This window comes from Elusimicrobiota bacterium, assembly GCA_026388155.1.
Lineage (GTDB): Bacteria > Elusimicrobiota > Elusimicrobia > Elusimicrobiales > UBA9959 > UBA9634.
On the sequence record JAPLKI010000018.1, the window covers coordinates 158,397 to 178,832 of the forward strand.

The following is a 20,436-nucleotide window of genomic DNA, read 5'->3' on the forward strand; positions in this document are numbered from 1 at the left end:
GGAGAAACAAAAAAGATGAAAACCAACTATGTACCAACCGCAAACGTCAAAGCCTTAACTGCCGCCCTCAATCGCATCCACACATTGGAACGCAAAAGCAATCGCATGGCGCTGGTATTCGGCGATCCAGGCCTGGGCAAGACCGAGGCCGCAGTTCAGTTCCAGGCGAACAACTCGGCCTCAATCTACCTCCGCGCCAAGGCGCTTATCAGCCCGCGCTGGTTCCTGGAAGACCTGGTGAAAGAACTCGGCGAGCAGCCGCTATATCGCGCCTCAGCGCTATTCGGCCAGGCAAAGGAGCAGCTCGATAAAAACCCGCGCCTGGTGATAGTGGACGAAGCCGATTATCTGCTGCATGATCCCCGCGCTATGGAAACCCTGCGCGACCTGCACGATTTGACGCCCGCCTCTATCTGCATAATCGGCATGGCCCTGATGGATCGCAAACTCGCCCGCTTCCGCCATCTGTTTGATCGTTTCGCCGAAGTAATCAAATTCTCCGATTTGACGCTAAACGACGTTAAAACTATAGCCGCCCAAAACTGCGAAGTGCGAATAAGCGACGATGCCGCCGCCTTCATCCACCGCAATACACCCCGCTTCCGCCAGGTAATAGCCTGGCTGCATAAAGCCGAGCACCTTGCCCGCACCAACAGCCTTAAAGAGATAACCGCCGCGCATCTGGAAGGCCGGAAATGAAGAATAATCCCACCCTTCCACCGATAGAGCGCCTGTGGCGTTCCACGCGCGCCCTGCGTAGCTTTATCACTATGGACCTTATGCTGATGGCTGGCACCGAGCGCCAGCAGACTATAAACTTCTGCCGCGCGCTGGTCCGCGCCGGTTACGCCGTGCGCGAGTCCGTCACCCGCACCCAGGTGCGCGGCCGCCTGCCGCATTATCGCCTGGTCAAAGACCCCGGCCCCAATCTGCCGGTTGAACTTATCAGGGAGGATAAATGACCGTGCAAGAAGCTCTTTCTATTGTAAAGGATATCGCTCTCCGGCATGGCATTAGGAAGACGGCTAAAATTTTTGGGGTTACTCCTGGGACCGTCTCTTATATTGCAAGGGGAAATAGTCGTATAAGTGGTAAAAGGATTTTTAAAAAAGTAGCAAGGGTTATGTTGACAATATGCTCTGGCTGGACTCCTTTATGTTCTACCTGTGCAAGAGCCAAGGATATAACGCCATGCCAGAAATAACCCCCGCGCAGATAAAGCGTATCCACACGCTCAAAAATGCCCTGGAAATGACCGACACGCAATACCGCGCCGCCCTGGAGCAGTTCCACGTCTTCAGCAGCAAGCAGCTCACAGAGGCGCAGGCTGGCCAGTTTGCAAGCGAGCTGGAGAACGTGGCCGTCAGCAAAGGCAAATGGGTGCGCCCCTACCGCAAATACCAGCACCTGGGCGGCCGCCGCGACATGGCCACCCCGAAGCAGCTCCGCATGATAGAGGCTATGTGGGGGGACGTCTCACGCGCCGGCACCAACGCGGACCGCGCCGCCGCGCTTAAAAAGTTCCTGCAACGGTTTGATATCTCCACCATGGAGGACATCCGCTGGTATGACGTGCGCAAAATAGTAGCCGCCCTTAAAGCCATGCAGGCGGGGGTTAAAGGTGAAATTTAATATGCATAAAGATATTCAGGACAATGTTTGTTTCTGGTTAGGCCGCCGGATGGAAGATAACGTCGAAGACCGCATAACCCTATATGACATTTTCTTTACGGTGATGATTTTTGTGGACATCTACGCCCTGGACGCCGCCGCGCACCAGCTCGCGCTTATCCTGGTAAAAAGGTGATCTATGGCGGACTCTAATTTTTGGTGCTCGGAATGCAAGCGTAACACTGATCACACTGATATCAGGGAGACCCGGATTCATATATGCGCAATCTGTGGCCTTGAGACGCACTGGAAAAAAGGCTATACGCTCGCCAGGCCTAAAGATGAAGTTCGAAAAGCGTATTTTGGCGGCGGCCAGCAATATTACCGCACAACCAAAACAATAAAGGAGACTAAAACCATGGCATACAAGAAATTATCAGAAGACGAACTTCGGGAACTGCGCGATCACTGGAACGCGCTGCCCGAAGAAGAAAAAAACACCGCGCAAATTGCTTCTCTGGCGGAAAGATTCGGCGTCAGCAAGAACACCATCATCCGCAAGGTGAAAAGTGATACCGGCGGCAAACGCAAAACCCCCGGCGCTAAAAGAGCCTATACAAAAAAAACAAAGAACATCCCCGCGGCTCCCGGCGCCGGGATGTTCCAGAGCGCTGTCTGTGGCATTGTGGACGCTAAATTCGCCGCCTTCCGCGAAGAGTTGCCCGCGCTTATAGAAGCCGCCCTGGCAAAGCTGATAAAGGGCTGACCGGGCGCCAAGGAGCGACGTGATGAAGACTCTTAAAAAGATAACCAACGAACTCAGCAGCACCGGCCTCACCATCTGCCCGGTCTGCAATCAGCCGCCAAACTGGTTTAAAGACGGCAAGCTTCACACGTCGCCCATGGTGAATATTGAATTAAACAATCTGGACGCGCTGGTCCACCGTTGCTGCCTGCATCAGCTCTATACCGACATTAACGGCCAGATCAGAATCCACTACCGCAAAAAGTTCCTGCTGACCTTCATCCCGGCCTGCGGTAAGTTCCTTGTCGGCGCGGCCAAGCTGATCCGTTTATTATCTAAGCACGGCATAAAAGCCGGCTTAGAGCAGTTTAAAAACTCCCGGCGTCCTCTCTCCTCACCCCCTAAAATGGACGCCGGGAGCCGTTTTCATAAACATTAAAACACATTGTAATACATTGGAGTGATTATGCAAAACACCATCCCCGCAGAACAAAAAGAAACCGCGCGCGAATATCTGCGCCGTGCATTCTCCGCCCGCGCCGGCCAATGGTTCACCATGGAAGAAATAAAATCCGCCGTGGACACCACCCACGGCATCCGCGCTTTATGCACTCGAGGCGACGAAGCCGTTCTTGCTGGCGAGCTGATAAACCGTTTCCGCTCCGGCAGGAATTATAAGGAATGGTCATGGCTCGGCCATGACAAACCCGAATTTTTCTTCTACCAACTCAACGGCGAATATAGCCCGCTCTACCCCAATTATTGTGACCTGGACGCATATGTCAAAAAGCTGCTTAAAAAGCCGAAGGAAGAGATATCCATTTACCGCGGCTCCCATGACACCCCGGTGTTTATGCTCGCTATACATCTCTCCCCGCTCGACCTGGTAGAGCGTGATTATTCCCTCTGCACTAACTGCCATGGGACTGGCCGTGCCTGGCAATTGATTATTGGAAAATTTACTCCTGATGATCCCTGTTTGTTTTGCGAAGGTTCAGGCTGGTCCGAAAAGGAGAAAACATGATCACGTTCAAACCCTATCAGCATCTTCCCATCCAAGTTAAAGCTCTCCACTATACCGGCACCTTGAACGATGCCGGCGACCTGGAGAGCTTATATAAAGGAAAGGTCCACCTGGAATTCCGTGGTATCTTCACCGGGTGCATCATGGTGGATATACCCGGAGGCCGGCTCCAGCGCGTGATGCCCGGCGACTTCCTGATAGACTCCCCCATTTTAGGGCTTTACGCTATGACAACGGAAGATTTTATTCAATGTTACGAGGCGCATAAATGACGTTCCAGAAAATAACCCACAAAAAAGGAAAGACATACCTGTTCCTCGGAGAACTCCACCACGCTCCCAATAAAGACGCGGTTCTCCGCCGCCTTAAATGGAGCGTCAGCCCGCAAAATTTAAAGCTTGTAAGGAAAATAAAACGGACCGCACAAGGAGAAAATAAATGACCGGACTGAAACTTGCAGACATCGAAGTCTTCGCCAGCGACTATGCGAAGAAACGCCAGGCTGTTGTAGAGCTGGCCGAAACCATGCGCCGTGAGATGGAAGACGTGAAGCGTAAATACATCACTGAACTTAAAATCCGCGTAGCCTCAGCCGCCGAAAAAAAACACGCGCTCAGTAATATCCTGGAGTCCAATAAAGAACTTTTTGATAAACCCCGCACCCAGGTCTTCAGCGGCATCAAAGTCGGCTTCCAGAAGCAGACCGGCACCATAGAATGGACCGACATTGATAAAACTGTGGAGCTGATAAAGAAGAACTTCCCTGAAAGTGCTGACACCCTGCTTAAGACCGAGACTACCCCGGTAAAAGCCTCCCTGGCGCAGCTCAGTGCGGCCGAGCTTAAATCCATCTCCTGCCGCCTTGAAGGCACGGACGATAAGCTGCTCATAAAGCCTGTGGACGCCAACGTAGACAAACTGGTGGAAGCCCTGCTAAAAGACGAAAACAAGGATTAAACTATGACCTCCTCACTATGGAATAAACGATATAAAGAAGGAACGCCAGTCCGATATTTCCCGACACTGGGTTGTAAAGAATTTATGGATGGCATCACCCGTTCCTGGGCTTGGGATTTATGCGGTACACCTGTAGTATTAATAACAGGAAAAATTGGTGGCGTAGCTTTACGCAACCTTGTGGTTATTCCTGGGAAGGGGGATTATGCAGGAACCAAATGAGGATTTAAGTTGGATTAAAAAACTCGACGAAAAAGATATAGCCAAGCATTTCACTAACGATATAACTTTGATTTACGAGCATTGCGGGCTGGAGGTTTTGATAAAACTTTGGGAAAAACTCGCCTCTATAAATCTCTATTTATCTGAGAAACCGCTAATGGCTATGCGCCGGGAATATATCCATAAGAACTACGTAAAAACCAACACTGGCAACAATGCAAAAGAACTGGCAGTGCTTTTGCATGTTTCGGAACAATATGTCTATATCGCGCTCAAAGATAATAGCGGATCACTCCCTGACGATCCCAAATTATTCCCCAACATATAAGGAAAGGCTATGTCACAAACTTTAAAGACAAAAATACCGCTACCCGAACCGGAAAGAGTTTTCGCCCCGGAAACCTGCCCCAAATGCGGCAAACCCACTAAGTTCTGTTCGCACTGCACCAGCCGCTTCTGCGATAACCCGGCCTGCCCAGACTGCGACACCTACCACCGAGCCGAATGCCGGGACCAGCACGACCTGGGGGACTGATATGCGCTCAGTAAAATATTAGTAGTAGATAACGACGCCCATTTAAAAAAAGCCTTTTTAGCTACGCTTATGGTGATTGCGGCTAACTCAATCTCAAAATTTAAAAACTCGGGAATAGATATTCCTCCTTTATGGAGTCCGGTTATTCAATATAAAAAAACCTCTCCAAAAGTCGGCAGAAATCAACTCTGTCCATGTGGCTCAAATCTTAAATTTAAAAGATGCTGCGGTAATAAAAAATTGGAGTAATATGGCCATCAAAAACGAACGGGTTGAATGCCCCTACTGCGGCCGCGCCATGGTTCATGTTGAAGGCCGAAAATACCTTTGCCCCAAGCGTTGCCTGACCCGCCCCATAACGCGCCAGGAGGCCGCTTCCTGGCTCAAAAAAAAGGCCGCACAAAGCGACCTAGAACCCTCACCCGGCGGGCTCCTTTTTTGACCCCAAAAAAACCTGTGGATAACTATGCTAAAACCTGTTAATAACCCTCAAAAAAGGACCTATAAGGACCTATGCCCGACCCCTAGGACACACCCCTAGGACAAACCCAAAATTACCACTTTCTTACAAACCCCCACTTTCCCCAATGAGAACCGCCCCTAAAACCATCCTCCCCGCCGCCCCGATTTCTCAAACCACCTGATACTTTCCGGTAAGAATCCGGTAAATTTCTCAAACCTCTCGCCGCCCCCTTCTAGACCCCATTTCCCCAATGAAAACCTATCCAAAATCGCCCCAAAATGCTATTCTCAAATTACCAGATAATATCTACCTATCCCGCCCTTCAGGCCGGGTCCCTTATTACCATGGACAGTCCGAGCGGGACCGCTTCGGGGCCGGATTACTCTTTAGACCCGTCCGGCTATGTTAAATGGCCTTCGCCCAGCGCGGCGCCGTCTGCCGACTGGCCGGCCGGCTGCGGCACAGCAAACAGCCTTAATGTGATGCAGGGCGTGGTGCCTGACGTAAGCACCTTCACCACTATCAGCGGCGCGGTAGCGTCTTTGAAAGCGTCTTTGGCCGGAACAGGCCTGAGCGAGGACACCTGCATTGTTATCAGGGATAATAAAGTTTACGCGGAATCCGTATTGATCGACGGTATCGAGGCCAATGACCACCGCCTTATCATCATGGCCGACCCGGCATTTGCCGGGGGGGCCAACCCGGTGATAGAACCTCCGGCCCTTTCAAATTCAGCGCTGGAAATCAAGGTCGCCTCAGTGACGCTTACCCATATTGGAGTGATCGCCGCCTCGTCGCTGCCTTACGGTATTGTAGTTTCCTCCCCCGATGTTAATATCTCCGGTTTGACCATCCACGATGTGGACCAGAATATGGGATTTCCGGACCTGGGATTTATTGAATCAGCCGGAATTTATTTTAAAGGCGCCGCGGCCCATGGCACGGTGGAGCAAACCTATATTTCAGCGGGCGGCTATGGCATACTTGATGAGAGCGCGGGCGGGAACAATGTCAACAACAGCATCGTCTATTCACTTGACTCCGACGCAGTCTCATTTGCCGGCGACAATAACTCGGTCACCAACAGTACCATCGGTTCGGGCGGGCCTGGCGGCGGAACGGGGCGCGGCGTATACTCCAACGGCGACTGGAACACTATCTCCGGGACCCGCGTCCTTATCAACTCCGCATACGGCGTGTATTTTGACGCGGGCTCAAGCAACAACAGCGTCACTGGCTGCACTTTTGACGGAAAGGACTATTACACCTTTGACGGCGTCGGCCTCTACTCCAACGGCCTGAACAACAGCGTGACCAGCGACTTCTCCAATACCGGCCGCCTTGCCATTGAATACGGCCCGGCCAGTTCCAGCGGCACGATAAGCGGCTGCACCGTTAACAACACAAGTTACGACGGCGATAATAAGGGCGTGGAGATAGACGGCAGCAGCGTCACCGTCCGTTTAAATAATATCTACTCATATGGAACGGCGCTGGCGGTTTCCGGCATCTATCAACTAGTAACAGACAACCCCCAAATACAATCCGAGCAGGATGATGCGCTGGTCGTTTACTCTTCCGCAAGCCTGTTCGCAGGCAACAATATTACAGGCTACTCCGGCTCAGGGGTCGTATTTGAGGAGGGCGGCTATAACGCATTGGGCCCGAGCGCGGACAATATCTGTGTAGTCACTTCCTACTATGATGCCGGGTTGAGCGAGGCAAGCCCCGGCGGCAATACTATTACTCAATGCGCTATTAACAGTTATTACCATAACGGCGTGTATTTTGAAAGTGTAAGCGGCGGCGGGGACACCATTACTTTCAGCACTATAACTTCCGCTTATTACAGGGATGGACTTATTGACGAAGGCGCCGGCAGTAATAAGGTCAGCCAATGCCTCGTTTCCGGCGGTTATTCCGGCATAGATTTAGAAGGCAGTGGCCGCGATCAGATAAGTTTAAGCACTATTTCCGCGAGTTATTGGGGGGGAAATACTGCCGGACTGCGTGTTGGAGGCGAAGGAAATAATACCATAACCGATTGCTCAATTACCTCCGATTATTTCCATGGGGTGTATCTGGAGGGGCAGGGCGGCAATGCCATCAGCGGAAGTATCGTTAGAGCGAATTATGATGGCTATAATTACTATTCGGGCAGCGCTCTTTACGACCAAAGCAACGGCGGCAATAACATTACCCAAAGCACCTTCACCACGAAATCCTGGAATTATCCCGCTTTGTATCTGGGGAACAGCGCGGTTGCCGACGATATCAGCGAGAGCACTATTACAGCGCCGAACAGCTATGGTATCCAGGACTATAGTCAAGCCGGAAATATCATCTCACAATCCTATATTTCCGGGGGCTGGTTCGGAGTCAAGCTAAATGGGCGCGATACCGATATCAGCGACAGCTATATCTCAGCCGACGGCCTGGGCTTATTATACCCGCAAAACACCGGCTGGCCCAATTACATCGATGTGAGCGGAAAGAGTTTATATGACGGGCGCTACGCCAGAGGCTTCGGCGTGCTGATGGACGGGTTCGCGCAAAACTGCAGCGTGAGCCTTAGCACAATAAGCGCGGCGGCGGACGCAGTAATTACCCAGGATTATTATGGCGGCAATATTATTGACGAAAGCTTTCTCTATCCGCAAAATGGCAACGGCGTCCTTTACCTTGGCAGCGGCGGCAATATCGTTTCGGGCAGCACTATCACGGCTGTTGACGAGCTTTTTGCAGGGGTTAAAGACACGGGGCTGAACGATTTTATTTATGAGAACTATATATCCGCCGCCTCAATCGGTATTTATCTAAGCAACGGCAGTGAACGTTACAGCACCATGATCGGCAACACCGTGAGCGCCGCTGATGTGGGCATAGACGATGAAAGCTATGGCTACAACAGCATAGGCTGGAGCGGTATAACCGCCGCAACCGCTGTAAGAATGGGCAGCCACAGGAGCTCTCCCGACCTCATGTACTGGAACACAATATCGGGCGCACTGGTGGGCCTGGACATCGCCCGGAACCCCGCCGTCAACCCAGACCCCGGCGTCGGCATACTTGGCCTCACCTTCCAGGACCCCTTGCCGGCAAACTCAACCGCCATTAACTTTGAGGGGAGTGAAGTTTTCGTTTCCACCTTCACCAGTGTTGTCTTCAACAGCGCCAATACCCAATTCAATGTCAATGCCGTCAACCTTTTGGACGGCTCGGCCGTCAGCATGGTCAATTCCGTGGGCATTTCAAGCGGTCCGGCCCATGAAAATGACATTGTACTGGACCCGGAACCCGGCTATGTGCAATGGAATACCGTTGTTCCGCCGCCTTCCTCGCCCGGCTGCGACCTGCTCTACAATGTCCTGAAAGATACGGCTGCGCCTTCCCCCGGCTATTATCCGGGCATCCAGGAGGCGCTGGATGCGTTCCATGCCGCTTATTTCGGCATGCGTCCCGGCAATGTATGCGTTATCGTGCGCGATACCGAAACCTACGCCGGCGCAAGCGTACTGGGCCCCCGCAGCAGCTTCTATCGCCTGACTATCATGGCGGACCCGACTTTTGTCAGTTCCGCGCCCGTAGTGGACCCCGCCCTGGGTGGGAACTGGACCGCTTTTGACATTGAAGCCGGCAGCGTCACTATTTCGCACATTAACATAATTCCCACTGCCCAGGTGGACTACGGTATTTATGCCGGCCAAGCCGATTCCCTGATAGTTTCCGGCGTTTCCATAAGGGATACCGGCGGGATGTTCAGCTCGTATGGAATCTACAAGAGTGACGGCGACCTCACGATCACCGGCAGCACAGTTGCGGTCGGGAACGGCGACTCGATTTGGGGCGTCCGTACCAATGATAATGGAACAGGGAGACTCAGCATTACTGACAGCTATATTCATGGCTCCGGCGCAGTTTATGTCTATAATGCCGAGAAAGCCGCCATAAGCGGGAGCGTCCTTGTTTCCAATTCCGCCGCGGGCTACGGCTTCTATTCTTACGGCATTCCCGGCGGCTTCAGCCTGGTTTCCAGCACAGTGACGGGAGGGGCCAGCGGGGCCGGCGTTCGGGTCGATGGCTCCGCGGGAGCTGTCAGCATAGCCGACAGTCATATTCAGGGCGGTGACGCCGTTTATTTTAGTCAAACAGCCAACACCGCCATAAGTGGGAGCGTCCTTATTTCCAAGTCTGACACGGGCAACGGCTTCAATGCCTATGTTTCCGGAGACTTCAGCCTGGTTTCCAGCACGGTGACGGGCGGGGCCAATGGGGAGGGCGTCGGGTTCTATGGCGCTGAAGGGAGAGACAGCATAACCGACAGTTATATACAGGGCGCTAATGCCGTCTCCATTGATTACGGCGGTAAAATATCTATAAGCACGAGCGTTCTTGTTTCCAATTTTGACGCGGGCTATGGACTGGATGCCTATGTTTCCGGAGACTTCAGCCTGGTTTCCAGCACGGTGACCGGCGGCGCCAACGGGGCCGGAGTCTGGCTCTACTACGATAACCCGAGCGCGGTTGTTCTTTCAAGCGTCACCATTGCCGGCTCTATGGAAGGGCTTGTTTTGCAGGGTTACTCCTCTAACCCCGGGGCGTTTGCCGTGTCCGACATAGTATTCAGGGACATGCCGGCCGGTCTCATGAGCACGGCTATAGATTTTATAGGGTATCAGTTCATCGTATCTACTTTCACAGGCGTTTCTTTCAACAGCCCGAATATAGATGTAAATGTAAACGCCTACCCGACCCTCAGCGACGGGTCCACTATTTACATGGTAAACCATTCGGGGCCGAAGACCGGCCCGGCCTACGCTTTTGATCTGCTGGGCCAGGTTAAATGGGGGCCTGAAACGCTCACGCCGTGGTCCGGCGGGCCCATTCCGGCCGGCTGCGGCGACGCCAGCGTCAATGTGGCGCAGAACGGGGCCAGCGGCGCCTTTACCTCAATTGGCGGCGCGGTAGCGTCTTTAACCAGCCTGAGCGCGAACACCTGCATCGTTATCAGAGACAGCAAAGTTTACCGGGAATCCGTATTAATTGACAGTGTCGCCACCAACGGCTACCGGCTTACCGTCATGGGCGACCCGGCTTTGGGTCCGGCTATACCCGTGGTCTCCGGGCATTACGGAGAGGAATTCTTATCTCACGCCCGTGAGGAGGGATATGCGGAGAATCTGGACGCTGTTTTCCAGATCACGGCCGCTTCAGTGACGCTTAATAACCTCGCCGTCATCCCCGAAGTGGAGACCCTTTATGGCGTGGAAATTTCCTCGCCTGACATGAAACTTTCCAGCGTTACCATCCGCGACGCCTATCAGGACATTGACTACGCTGCCCTCTATTTAACCGGAGAGGCAGCAAACACCGTTGTGGAGGACAGTCAACTCTCACTATATTCTGACGGTGTCTATGATGACAGCCTGGGCGGCAACCGCGTCAGCCGCAGCCGCATCAACTCGAACTATGGCCACGCTGTTTACTTCACGGCCCCCGGCGGCGGCGAGACGGTTTCACAACCAGGGCCCGAACAGGCCGCCAGCGCCAACAACAGCGTTATTGACAGCACTATTGAGGCCGGCGGCTACGGCTTCTACTCCGACGGGGCCAACAATAATATCAGCCGGAGCGTCATCATACCCGACGGCCAAGGAAGCGGTGTATATTTAGACTACAACAGCAGCAGCAACAGTGTGAACTCCTGCCTTATTGAAGGGATACCCGACTCCTATGTTCAGGGAGTTTATTCCTACGGCGCGGCCAACAGCATAATCGGCGGCGCCATCAGTGTCGCAGGCGGCGGAGCGATTTTTGAAGGGGCCGGAAACCTTGTCAGCGGGGCCTCTATCTCGGTTTGGGGGGACAGCGACGGGGTAAGTTTATATGGCGAGGGCTCTAATATAATTACCGGCAGTACCATCGCCACCCGGGGCTGGTCCGGAATCCACGATGCAAGTTCGGGCTCCAATATCATCACCGGCAGTATAATCTCCGCCCGGGATTACGGAGTTTACTTTGAGGGCGGCAACGATAATGCCAACCTCTGCGCGCAAGCTCTTGCCGCTAAGAACGTGAAAGGCTGCAATTATTATAACTACGGCGGCAATACCATCAGCGGGAGCGTTATCTCCGCCGCGAGCGGTTCTGAGGGATACGGAGTCTATTATTATGCCACCGGCGGCGGCAACAGCATCAGCGGAAGCACCATTGCCGCCGCGGGGTACGAAGAAGGATATGGAGTTTATTACGAAGAAGACGCCGGCCAAAACACCATAAGCGCAAGTGTCATCTCCGCCGCGAGCGGGGACGAATATGAATACGGGTCCGGGATCGGATTACATTATGGGTACAGCGGCGGCGAGAACAGCATCAGCGGAAGCACCATTACCGCCACGGGTCATTATGAAGGATACGGAGTCGTCTCCGACGAAGATGCCGGCCAAAACACCATAAGCGCAAGCGTCATCTCCGCCTCTGGCATGGTTGGATTCGGAGTCCTGGATTACAGCTACGGCGGCGATACCATCAGCGAAAGCTCCATTACCGCCGCGGGCGGCGAATACGTGGCATTTGGGGTCTATGATGACGGCTACGGAGAGAACAGCATAAGCGGAAGCTCCATTACCGCCACGGGCGGGGACGAAGGATACGGGATCTACGATGAAAGTGACGGCGGCAATACCATAAGCGGAAGCACCATTGCCGCCACGGGCGTGTACGACGGATACGGGATCTATGATGAAAGCTATGGCGATAACACCGTCAGCGCAAGCGTCATTTCCGCCATGGGCGGATACGGATATGGAGTCTATTCCGACGCTGAATATACGGATGTAAATACGAGCCGCATTTCCGCCACCGGCGAGGGCGTGACCCTTGACGGCGGGTTCAATTTCATTGAGCAAAACATAATCAATTCGCTTAATATCGGCATCAACGATGACGGTGAAGGCGCCAACAGCTTCGGCAGGAATTACATCACGGCGCCGGGAACGGCGGCTTACTTCGGCGCCAGCCGGGTGGATTACCCGGATGTCGTGTACGACAGCACTATTTCAGGCGCGGCCGTGGGGCTCCACATCGCCCGGAACGCCAATGCAGACGATGGCTATTCTAACCCCGGGCTCCCCATACTGGGCCTCACTTTCACGGACCTGCTGCCGGGCGCTACCGCAATAAATTTTGAGGGCGGCGAGATCTTTATTTCCACATTCACCGATGTCATTTTCAACGGCAATATCGCGGTCAATGTGAACGGCGCCGGGCTTTTGGACGGCTCCACCGTCTACATGGTCAATTCCGTGGGCCTCTCCAGCGGACCGGCCTTTGAAAATGACATTGTGCCGGACCCGGCCCCCGGCTATATTCAATGGAACACTGTCAATATACCGCCCATGCCGCCTGACCCTGCCGGCTGCGACCTGGTTTACAATGTCAAATGGGCTCCCGAAGACCTGCCTCCCCCGGCGCCGAGCCCCGGAAAACAAGGCGTCGTTTCTCCGGACTCCGGCGAGACGGGCTATTACTCCGGCATCAACGACGCGCTCTACACTTTCTACGATGACTATAACGGCATGCGGCCCGGCAACACCTGCATCGTCATACGCGATACCCAGACCTATCACGAATCGGTTTGGATCGAAGGTTACAATGCCGGCTCCCGCCTTACGATAATGGCCGACCCGACCTTTGTGAGTTCCGCGCCAGTGATAGATCCCGCCCACGACAGCGGGGATGATCTCAAGGACAGCGACATCAACGGTATTAATTCGAAATGGGCCGCTTTTGCTATTTTTGACAGCAGCGTCACTATTCAACACATCAACATCATCCCCAGCGGCCCGGTTGGATATGGAATCTTGGCGGCCGGCATATGGGGTGATGTCGGCAACATTATCGTTTCCAGCGTTACCATCATTGATAACGGCGGCATGATCTTAAATGCGGGGATAGGATTTGTTTACTCTTTTGGCAACAACAGCGTGGCCGGCAGCACTGTGATCGCCGGGAACGGGGATTACAGCATGGGAGTCTGGTCCTACAGCCAACCCCTCGTGAACCTGTCCGAGGGAGACGCCGGCCTGATCTCCTATGGCGGAGGCGATACCTTCATCACCGACAGCTATATCAGGGGTTCGGATGCCGTCTCCATTGAAGGCGCGCGTGCCGCCGCGGTCACCCGCTGCGTCCTGACCGCGTCCGATTATGAGGCCGGCATCGGCCTTGACGCCAACGGCAACCATGCTCTGACCGTGTCCTTGAGCTCGGTAGCCGGCGGCGGCGCCGGCATGGGCATATGGCTCGACAATAAAGACTATAATCCGCAGTATGTACAGGAAACCCCGGTAACCATCACTCTTTCCTCTGTTACCATTACCAACGCGTTTGACGGCCTGGTAATCTCGCCGCATAACGCGAACGTGGGCACCCAGCCGCAGAGCGACAACGCGGTATATCATTTCTCCAACCTGACTTTTAAAGATCCCTCGCCCGCCGGTCCCATGAACACCGCCATCTCCTTCATGGGCGACCAGGTGGTGACGGCCACCTTCACCGCTATCGCCTTTGACAGCCCGAATATTGAGGTGAATGTGGATGCCTACCCGGCCCTCCAGGAGGGTTCTGACATTCATATGGCCGGCGCAAGCGGCGTCAGGAGCGGCCCGTACTACGCGCTGGATCCGCTGGGTTATGTGAAATGGACCTCGCAAGTGGCGCCGTGGTCCGGCGGCTCCATGCCGGATGGCTGCGGCGCCGGCAGCCTCAACGTGGCGCAGAATGTGGCGTCGGACGGGGTAAGCACCTTCACCTCTATCGGTGACGCGGTCGCGTCTTTGGCGGGAGCCAGCCTGAGCAATACTACCTGCATCGTCATCCGCGACACTGGCACCTATAACGAGTCGGTGACGGTAGACGGCTTCACTTTCGCCAACAATACCTCAAGGCTTATAATCACCGGCGACCCCGCCCTGGGCTCCGCAATGCCCTCCGTGGTTCCGTACGACGGCTACTACGACGCGGCATTCAATATATTGACAGCCTCCGTTACCCTGTCCCGTATGGTTATTTCCCCGCGCTACGCGTACCTGGACTACGGGGTTATGGTTTCCTCTCCCAATGTGGCGCTGTCAAGCGTCACCATTGATGATAAGACGGATGCCCTCAACGCCTCCTACTACGAAGACTGGGGGATCTGGGCGGCAGGCGTCTATTTAAATGGGGAGGCGGGCAGCGGCACCGTTACACAGAGCCATATTAATGTGGGGGGGAGCGGCTACGGTATAATGGACATGGGAACGGGGGGCAATATTATCAGCAACAGCCGCGTTACCTCACGTAACAGCGCCGCGGTAGCGTTCGGATGCTCGGAGGAGGGCCCATGCTCGCTGTACGACTCCGACTACGCGCAGTCAAGCAATAACAGCGTTATCACAAGCACCCTGGCCGGCGGCTACCTTGGGCTTTACTCTTATGGTACCAGTAACACTGTCAGTGACAGCGTGATCGTGCAGCCGGTTGCCGCGCCGGATGAAGATATGCATGTCTACGCGGGCCTTTATTTTGACTACGATACCAGCGGCAACAGCGCCGTGCGCGCCATCATCAATGTCCGGGGCAATGGCGCGATAATTTTAGGTGACGGAAACGACATCAGTTCCAGCACCATAGTCGCCGTTGACGGCGATGGAATCGTACTTTCCGGCTCAGGCAATCATCTTGTCACCAATAGCAATATTTCCGTGTTTGCCGGGGAGACCGGAGTGTATCTTGAGAGTGGAGGCAACATCCTCAGCGGGAGCACCATCACCGTCGAGGGATGGGCCGGAGTCTATGATTACAGCGCCGGCTCCAACACCATCAGCGGAAGCGTCATAAACGCGTGGGACAAAAACACTGAGGCCGGCGTGTATCTTGACAGCGGTGTTAAAGGCGACATGATCAGCGGGAGCACCGTCACCACCCGGGGCTGGGCCGGAGCCTATGATTACAGCGCCGGCTCCAACACCGTCAGCGGAAGCGTAATCTCCGGCCGGGACTATGGAGTCTACTATGATAACAATTGGGATGTATCGGGCGGCAACACCGTCACTGGAAGCGAAATCTCCGCTACAGGCGAATACGGAACGGGGGTTTTAGATTACAGCAACGGCCGCAACATCGTCAGCGGAAGCTTCATCTCCGCTCCGGGTTGCGGAGTGGACGATGAAAGCTGGGGCGGGAACAGCATCAGCTTCAGCTCCATTACCGTCACCGGCGTGGACGGAACCGGGATCTACTATTCTGGAGATGGCGGCAACACCGTCAGCGGGAGCGCGATTTCAGCCCTGTATAGCGGAATCGACGATGAAAGCGGGGACGGCGCCACCGTCAGCGGGAGCGTCATCTCCGCCACGGGTTCGGGCGGAACAGGCGTTTTCGATTACAGCTCCGGCGGCGACAAGATCAGCGGGAGCGTAATCTCCGCCATGGGCGAATACGGAACAGGTGTCTACAAAGGCAGCTACGGCGGCCAGTTCACGCTTTCAACCAACACCATCGCCGGCTCCCAATACAGCCTCTACATCTACCCGCAGGGCGACACCCGGATTTTAATTACCTCCAACACCATAATTTCCGCGCTTAGCGGCGACAATAATACCTACGGCATTTATATCGGCGGCCTTACAACCGGAGCCACCATCTACAACAACGGCATCTATTATCGCTCCTCAGGCGACAACAGCGGCTATACCGCTTACGGCCTCTATGCCAACGCCGCAGCGGGGCTCAGCTTTAACCATAACCGCCTGAACGATCCGGGCCTGGCTGCCGGCGGCAGTATCGTCATGGCCTATTTTGAAGGGGTCCCGGATACTGATTTCAGGTTCAATGATGTCAACTCCACCGGCACGGGCCTGACCGACGCCTATCTGCTCCAACTGGTCAATTCCACTGTGACGGTTAAAAACAATATATTCCTGGCCTCCTGGAGCGTTTCCGGTTCTTCGGCCTCTCTTTGGATGGATTCGGACAGCGGTATATATTCGGATTATAACGACTGGTTCGCGCCGGCCGGGTCTAACGCCGCCGTCCTGGGCGGTCAAAGCTATCCCCTGGCCCAGAGCTGGGCCGCGGGTTATGACGCCAATTCTATTTTTGTGGACCCGCTCTGGTATAACCGCTCGGCCGGCGCTGAAGATTTCCACCCCGAGTCCCATACCGGGCGCTACTCGAACGGCTCGTGGATAATTGACGGGGATCATTCGCCCGCCATAGACAAGGCGGACCCGGCGGAGCCGTACTCGGATGAGCCGGTCCCTAACGGTTTGCGCGCCAATCTCGGCTCATACGGCGGCACCGCCGAGGCCTCTAAGACCGGGCTGCTCAAGCCGGTTCTCTTAACTCCGCTCAATGGCGGGATGCTGACTACCAAGACGCCGTTGTTTGACTGGACGGATATCAGCAGTTCCTACCCCAACGACGCGGTTTATTATGAGGTGCGCTACAGCACGACCAGCGATTTCAGCATCGTACATACGACGTCGGCTCTGATCGTGTCGCACTTCACGCTCGATGCGGAGTTGATCCCGCACACGGTGTACTATTGGTCGGTACACGCATACTCATATGATTCAGCGGACGCGCCGCTGGAACTGGTATCGCCGGAATCGGCGGTATGGAATTTCGAGACGCCCGCCGCGCCCGGGGCGCCTGAGCTGCATGCTTTCGCCCTCTCAAGCGCTACGGTGAACTGGCACTGGACCGCCGCCCCCGCACCAGCCGGCGCGCCTTCCGTTTACACTTTGTACACCTCTACCGGCTGGCTCATCGCCACGCTCCCGGGCTCGGCTACCTCTTTCCTGGAAACGGAACTTACAACCGCTGCCGCGTACAGCCGCTACCTGAAAGCGGAGAATATTACCGGCTGGGCGCTCTCCAGTACGGTTACGGTCGCCATACCCATATCTTTCGATCTTGCCGCGGGGGGGGTCTCCTCTGGCACCATCAGTGATCCGGCTACGAATGATCCCCTGATCGACATTCCGGCCGGAGCGTCAGGCACCGACATGCGCTGGCTTGTGTCGCTGGACCCCGTTCAGAAACCGCTGACGGACGAGACGCCTGGCTTGATCATAGCCGCGGGCGCGAGTATGCCGGCGGGACTTGGCGGAACGACCACAATGATACGGGAGTACCTGGTCACCATCAATGAGGAAAGATTCACCGGTCTTTTAGGGTCGTCCGTAACGGTTTACGTTTCCTATACGGACGCGGACAATGACGGGAATGTGGACGGAACCTCTCCGCCTGTCCTTATCGCTTCCCTTAAGCTCTATACTCTTAATGAAACCACTCAGCTTTGGGAAGAGGTTCCTGGTTCGGTGCTGGACCGGGTTAATCACCGCGTGAGCGCGCAGGTGTGGCACCTCTCTATTTATACGGCCCTGGGGACGACAGCGGCTACCGACCTTTCAAGGGCGCTGGCCTATCCGAATCCTTGGAGGCCCGGAAGCGGGGGGGCCTATGACGCGACCGTGATAACCTTTACCAACCTGACCGCGGAAGCGACTATCCGCATCTTCACGCTCAGCGGCGATCTGGTCCGCAAACTGGACAAAGTATCGGCTGAAGGGAATCAAAAGAAGTGGGACGGGAAAAACACTGACGGAGCGCGGGTGGCTACAGGGGTGTATTACTATGTGGTCTCAAGCCCGCAATGCAAAAAAGCTACGGGCCGGCTGGCGGTGGTGCGATGAAAATAATAATGGCGGCTCCAGGCATTGTTCTGGCGGGCCTGATAGGGGCGCAGCCGGCGCTGGCCGCGGGCGCGGGAACTACCGCGGCCGAGTTCCTCCGTTTCGGAGTGGGCCAGCCCGCGATCATGTCGGACGCGTCCGGAGCTTGCCAGCGGGGCGCAACGGCCTTATACTGGAACCCGGCCGGCCTCGCGGACTCCCAGTGCATGGACGCGTACGCGGCGCATTACGGCTTGCCGGGAACGGTCAGTTACGATTTTGCGGGGCTTGTGCTGCCCATCCGCCGCGGCGTGTTTGAGGGCGGTCTTGGCCTGTCTCTCCAGATGCTGAGTCAGGGCGATCTGATGCGGGTGGATAATACGGGGACCCGGACCGGCGATTTTTCGGCCGGAGATTTTGCGGCCGGCGCGGCCTGGGGAGGCATGTTTGGTCCGTTCCGCGGCGGCCTGGGTTTTAAATTTATCCGGCAGAACATTGACGACAGCGCGGGTTCGGCTGTGGCTTTGGACGCGGGGGTACAGCGCGATATGGGGAAATGGTCTGTTGGCGCCGCGGTTACGAACCTCGGTTCCTCTCTCAAGGTCGGTTCAACGGCGTTTAAGCTGCCTGCCACGCTGCGCGCGGGCGCCACTTATGAGGTTGTGAAGCGGTTAACGCTGGCTTCCGACATGAGCGTTTCAAACGGGCAGGGGACGCGGTTGCACGGAGGGGCTTTGTTCAAGCTCGCGGGACCGATCTCTATCGGGGCGGGGTACACGACAGGGCAGGGAGAGGACGGGCCTTCCGGGCTGGCGGCCGGGATGCGGCTCAGCTGGAACAATTTTATCTTTGACGCCTCTTACCGGCCATTCGGAGAAATAGGCAACGCGATGCAGATCGGGGTGGGAGCGCGGTTTGGTTGCCCTAAGGCCGCTCCTCCCGCTCCTCCCGCTCCCCCCGCGGCCTCCGTACTCCCCGTGCCCGTCGATTCGGACGGGGATGGCGTGCGGGACTCTTTGGATAAATGCCCCGGCACTTCCGCCGGGACGATAGTTGACGCGGCCGGCTGCCCCCTGGACAGCGATGCCGACGGCGTACCGGATTACTTAGACAAGTGTCCCGGCACACCGGCGGCGGTAGCCGTGGATACGGTCGGTTGTCCTTCGGCGCCGGTTGCAGCAGTTGTTCCCGAAGCCTTGAACCCCGCCTGCCCATGGGAGCAGGCGGACAAGTCGTGCCAGTTGGATATAGAATTTGATTACGACAAGGCCGAGCTCAAAGGCGATTTCGCCGAACAGTTAAAAAAGATAGCGGTGTATATGTCGGCCAATCCCGGGGCGCGGCTTGACCTGCGGGGTTATACCGATGACCACGGCGAGGATGAATATAATATCAATCTTTCCAAAGACCGGGCAGAGGCGGTTCAAAAGTACCTTGTCCAGGCGGGGGCTCTGGACGCCGGCCGCCTATTAGTCAAGGGAATGGGCAAGTCGCAGCCCATCGCATCCAACGAGACCGAAGAAGGCCGCAAGAAAAACCGGCGCGTGACCGCGGTCCTCGCCGGCGAGCCGGAACCCGCGGCGCAGCCTGTCGCCGCGCCGCCCGCGGAGCAGCCTGTCGTAGCGCCGCCCGCGGTTGAACCGGCTCCGCCCGCCGCCGAACCTAAAACTGCTGTTGAGCCGAAACCCGCTGCTGAACTTAAAGTTACCAATATAAAAATTGCTCAAAGCATAAGCGGGGGCTATCCGCAGGGAACGGCGGATAAGTTCGATCCGAATGTCGGCCGGCTATACTGCTGGACCGCGGTGAAAGTTTCGCCCGCGCCGGGGACTATAAAACACGTCTGGTACAACCCGGAAAGAAGAAAAGCCCTGACGGTTAAACTGCCGGTGCAGCCGGTGGAGGAAAATGCGTCCTGGCGTACGTGGAGCACGACCAAAGTATACCCGGGCAAATGGAAAGTTGAAGTAACCGACGAGAACGGAAATGTGCTGGATACTATAACGTTCATGGTCGGGGAGCCGTAATTTTAACCCGTTGGAGAAAACCGCCGGCTCCGGCCGGCGGTTATTGTTTTGTATAATGAAACATAGGGAACTCTCCGTCGTAAACTTCTTTTTCAATTAAAATAATTTTATCATAACGAAGGGGTCCCTCAAA

Annotated in this window: 16 protein-coding genes; all 16 read left to right on the top strand. The window is 55.3% G+C overall.

Annotation, left to right across the window (positions count from 1 at the left end; genetic code table 11):
• Nucleotides 1-15: 15 nt before the first annotated feature.
• Nucleotides 16-699, top strand: a complete 684-nt coding sequence (locus tag NTX59_08360) for an AAA family ATPase (GenBank protein MCX5785689.1) — start codon at nucleotides 16-18, stop codon at nucleotides 697-699.
• Nucleotides 696-962, top strand: coding sequence for a hypothetical protein (locus NTX59_08365; protein ID MCX5785690.1), 267 nt, complete (start codon nucleotides 696-698; stop codon nucleotides 960-962). The genes NTX59_08360 and NTX59_08365 overlap by 4 nt, the downstream gene beginning before the upstream one ends.
• A 229-nt stretch (nucleotides 963-1,191) precedes the next feature.
• Nucleotides 1,192-1,632, top strand: a complete 441-nt coding sequence (locus NTX59_08370) for a regulatory protein GemA (protein MCX5785691.1) — start codon at nucleotides 1,192-1,194, stop codon at nucleotides 1,630-1,632.
• Between the two features lies 1 nt (nucleotide 1,633).
• Nucleotides 1,634-1,807 carry a hypothetical protein gene (locus NTX59_08375; protein ID MCX5785692.1) on the top strand — a complete coding sequence of 58 codons (174 nt, stop codon included), beginning with the start codon at nucleotides 1,634-1,636 and terminating at the stop codon, nucleotides 1,805-1,807.
• A gap of 222 nt (nucleotides 1,808-2,029) precedes the next feature.
• On the top strand, nucleotides 2,030-2,377 hold the full coding sequence (locus NTX59_08380) for a hypothetical protein (protein MCX5785693.1): 348 nt from the start codon (nucleotides 2,030-2,032) through the stop codon (nucleotides 2,375-2,377).
• 22 nt (nucleotides 2,378-2,399) lie between these two features.
• Entirely contained in the window at nucleotides 2,400-2,795 is a 396-nt protein-coding gene (locus NTX59_08385; GenBank protein ID MCX5785694.1) for a hypothetical protein, read from the top strand.
• Between the two features lie 27 nt (nucleotides 2,796-2,822).
• Complete coding sequence (locus NTX59_08390; protein ID MCX5785695.1) at nucleotides 2,823-3,380, top strand: hypothetical protein; 558 nt, start codon at nucleotides 2,823-2,825, stop codon at nucleotides 3,378-3,380.
• On the top strand, nucleotides 3,377-3,652 hold the full coding sequence (locus NTX59_08395) for a hypothetical protein (GenBank protein ID MCX5785696.1): 276 nt from the start codon (nucleotides 3,377-3,379) through the stop codon (nucleotides 3,650-3,652). Before NTX59_08390 ends, NTX59_08395 begins: the two co-directional genes overlap by 4 nt.
• On the top strand, nucleotides 3,649-3,822 hold the full coding sequence (locus NTX59_08400; GenBank protein MCX5785697.1) for a hypothetical protein: 174 nt from the start codon (nucleotides 3,649-3,651) through the stop codon (nucleotides 3,820-3,822). Before NTX59_08395 ends, NTX59_08400 begins: the two co-directional genes overlap by 4 nt.
• Complete coding sequence (locus NTX59_08405; GenBank protein ID MCX5785698.1) at nucleotides 3,819-4,337, top strand: hypothetical protein; 519 nt, start codon at nucleotides 3,819-3,821, stop codon at nucleotides 4,335-4,337. The genes NTX59_08400 and NTX59_08405 overlap by 4 nt, the downstream gene beginning before the upstream one ends.
• A gap of 3 nt (nucleotides 4,338-4,340) precedes the next feature.
• Nucleotides 4,341-4,559, top strand: a complete 219-nt coding sequence (locus NTX59_08410) for a hypothetical protein (protein ID MCX5785699.1) — start codon at nucleotides 4,341-4,343, stop codon at nucleotides 4,557-4,559.
• Nucleotides 4,543-4,887 (top strand): hypothetical protein, encoded by a 345-nt coding sequence (locus NTX59_08415; protein MCX5785700.1) that lies wholly within the window; start codon nucleotides 4,543-4,545, stop codon nucleotides 4,885-4,887. Before NTX59_08410 ends, NTX59_08415 begins: the two co-directional genes overlap by 17 nt.
• 9 nt (nucleotides 4,888-4,896) lie before the next feature.
• A complete protein-coding gene (locus tag NTX59_08420) occupies nucleotides 4,897-5,094 on the top strand; it encodes a hypothetical protein (protein MCX5785701.1) in 198 nt (65 codons plus the stop codon).
• A gap of 69 nt (nucleotides 5,095-5,163) precedes the next feature.
• Nucleotides 5,164-5,343 (top strand): SEC-C metal-binding domain-containing protein, encoded by a 180-nt coding sequence (locus tag NTX59_08425; protein MCX5785702.1) that lies wholly within the window; start codon nucleotides 5,164-5,166, stop codon nucleotides 5,341-5,343.
• Between the two features lie 492 nt (nucleotides 5,344-5,835).
• Nucleotides 5,836-18,297, top strand: a complete 12,462-nt coding sequence (locus NTX59_08430) for a right-handed parallel beta-helix repeat-containing protein (protein MCX5785703.1) — start codon at nucleotides 5,836-5,838, stop codon at nucleotides 18,295-18,297.
• Nucleotides 18,294-20,303 carry a PorV/PorQ family protein gene (locus NTX59_08435; GenBank protein ID MCX5785704.1) on the top strand — a complete coding sequence of 670 codons (2,010 nt, stop codon included), beginning with the start codon at nucleotides 18,294-18,296 and terminating at the stop codon, nucleotides 20,301-20,303. The genes NTX59_08430 and NTX59_08435 overlap by 4 nt, the downstream gene beginning before the upstream one ends.
• Nucleotides 20,304-20,436: the final 133 nt, after the last annotated feature.

What these genes read in the sequence shown, in the direction of transcription:
- NTX59_08410 (MCX5785699.1), top strand. Translation starts at nt 4,341, where the DNA reads ATGACCTCCTCACTATGGAATAAACGATATAAAGAAGGAACGCCAGTC.
- NTX59_08430 (MCX5785703.1), top strand. Translation starts at nt 5,836, where the DNA reads ATGCTATTCTCAAATTACCAGATAATATCTACCTATCCCGCCCTTCAG.
- NTX59_08420 (MCX5785701.1), top strand. Translation starts at nt 4,897, where the DNA reads ATGTCACAAACTTTAAAGACAAAAATACCGCTACCCGAACCGGAAAGA.
- NTX59_08435 (MCX5785704.1), top strand. Translation starts at nt 18,294, where the DNA reads ATGAAAATAATAATGGCGGCTCCAGGCATTGTTCTGGCGGGCCTGATA.
- NTX59_08370 (MCX5785691.1), top strand. Translation starts at nt 1,192, where the DNA reads ATGCCAGAAATAACCCCCGCGCAGATAAAGCGTATCCACACGCTCAAA.
- NTX59_08405 (MCX5785698.1), top strand. Translation starts at nt 3,819, where the DNA reads ATGACCGGACTGAAACTTGCAGACATCGAAGTCTTCGCCAGCGACTAT.
- NTX59_08375 (MCX5785692.1), top strand. Translation starts at nt 1,634, where the DNA reads ATGCATAAAGATATTCAGGACAATGTTTGTTTCTGGTTAGGCCGCCGG.
- NTX59_08395 (MCX5785696.1), top strand. Translation starts at nt 3,377, where the DNA reads ATGATCACGTTCAAACCCTATCAGCATCTTCCCATCCAAGTTAAAGCT.
- NTX59_08380 (MCX5785693.1), top strand. Translation starts at nt 2,030, where the DNA reads ATGGCATACAAGAAATTATCAGAAGACGAACTTCGGGAACTGCGCGAT.
- NTX59_08390 (MCX5785695.1), top strand. Translation starts at nt 2,823, where the DNA reads ATGCAAAACACCATCCCCGCAGAACAAAAAGAAACCGCGCGCGAATAT.
- NTX59_08360 (MCX5785689.1), top strand. Translation starts at nt 16, where the DNA reads ATGAAAACCAACTATGTACCAACCGCAAACGTCAAAGCCTTAACTGCC.
- NTX59_08425 (MCX5785702.1), top strand. Translation starts at nt 5,164, where the DNA reads ATGGTGATTGCGGCTAACTCAATCTCAAAATTTAAAAACTCGGGAATA.
- NTX59_08400 (MCX5785697.1), top strand. Translation starts at nt 3,649, where the DNA reads ATGACGTTCCAGAAAATAACCCACAAAAAAGGAAAGACATACCTGTTC.
- NTX59_08385 (MCX5785694.1), top strand. Translation starts at nt 2,400, where the DNA reads ATGAAGACTCTTAAAAAGATAACCAACGAACTCAGCAGCACCGGCCTC.
- NTX59_08365 (MCX5785690.1), top strand. Translation starts at nt 696, where the DNA reads ATGAAGAATAATCCCACCCTTCCACCGATAGAGCGCCTGTGGCGTTCC.
- NTX59_08415 (MCX5785700.1), top strand. Translation starts at nt 4,543, where the DNA reads ATGCAGGAACCAAATGAGGATTTAAGTTGGATTAAAAAACTCGACGAA.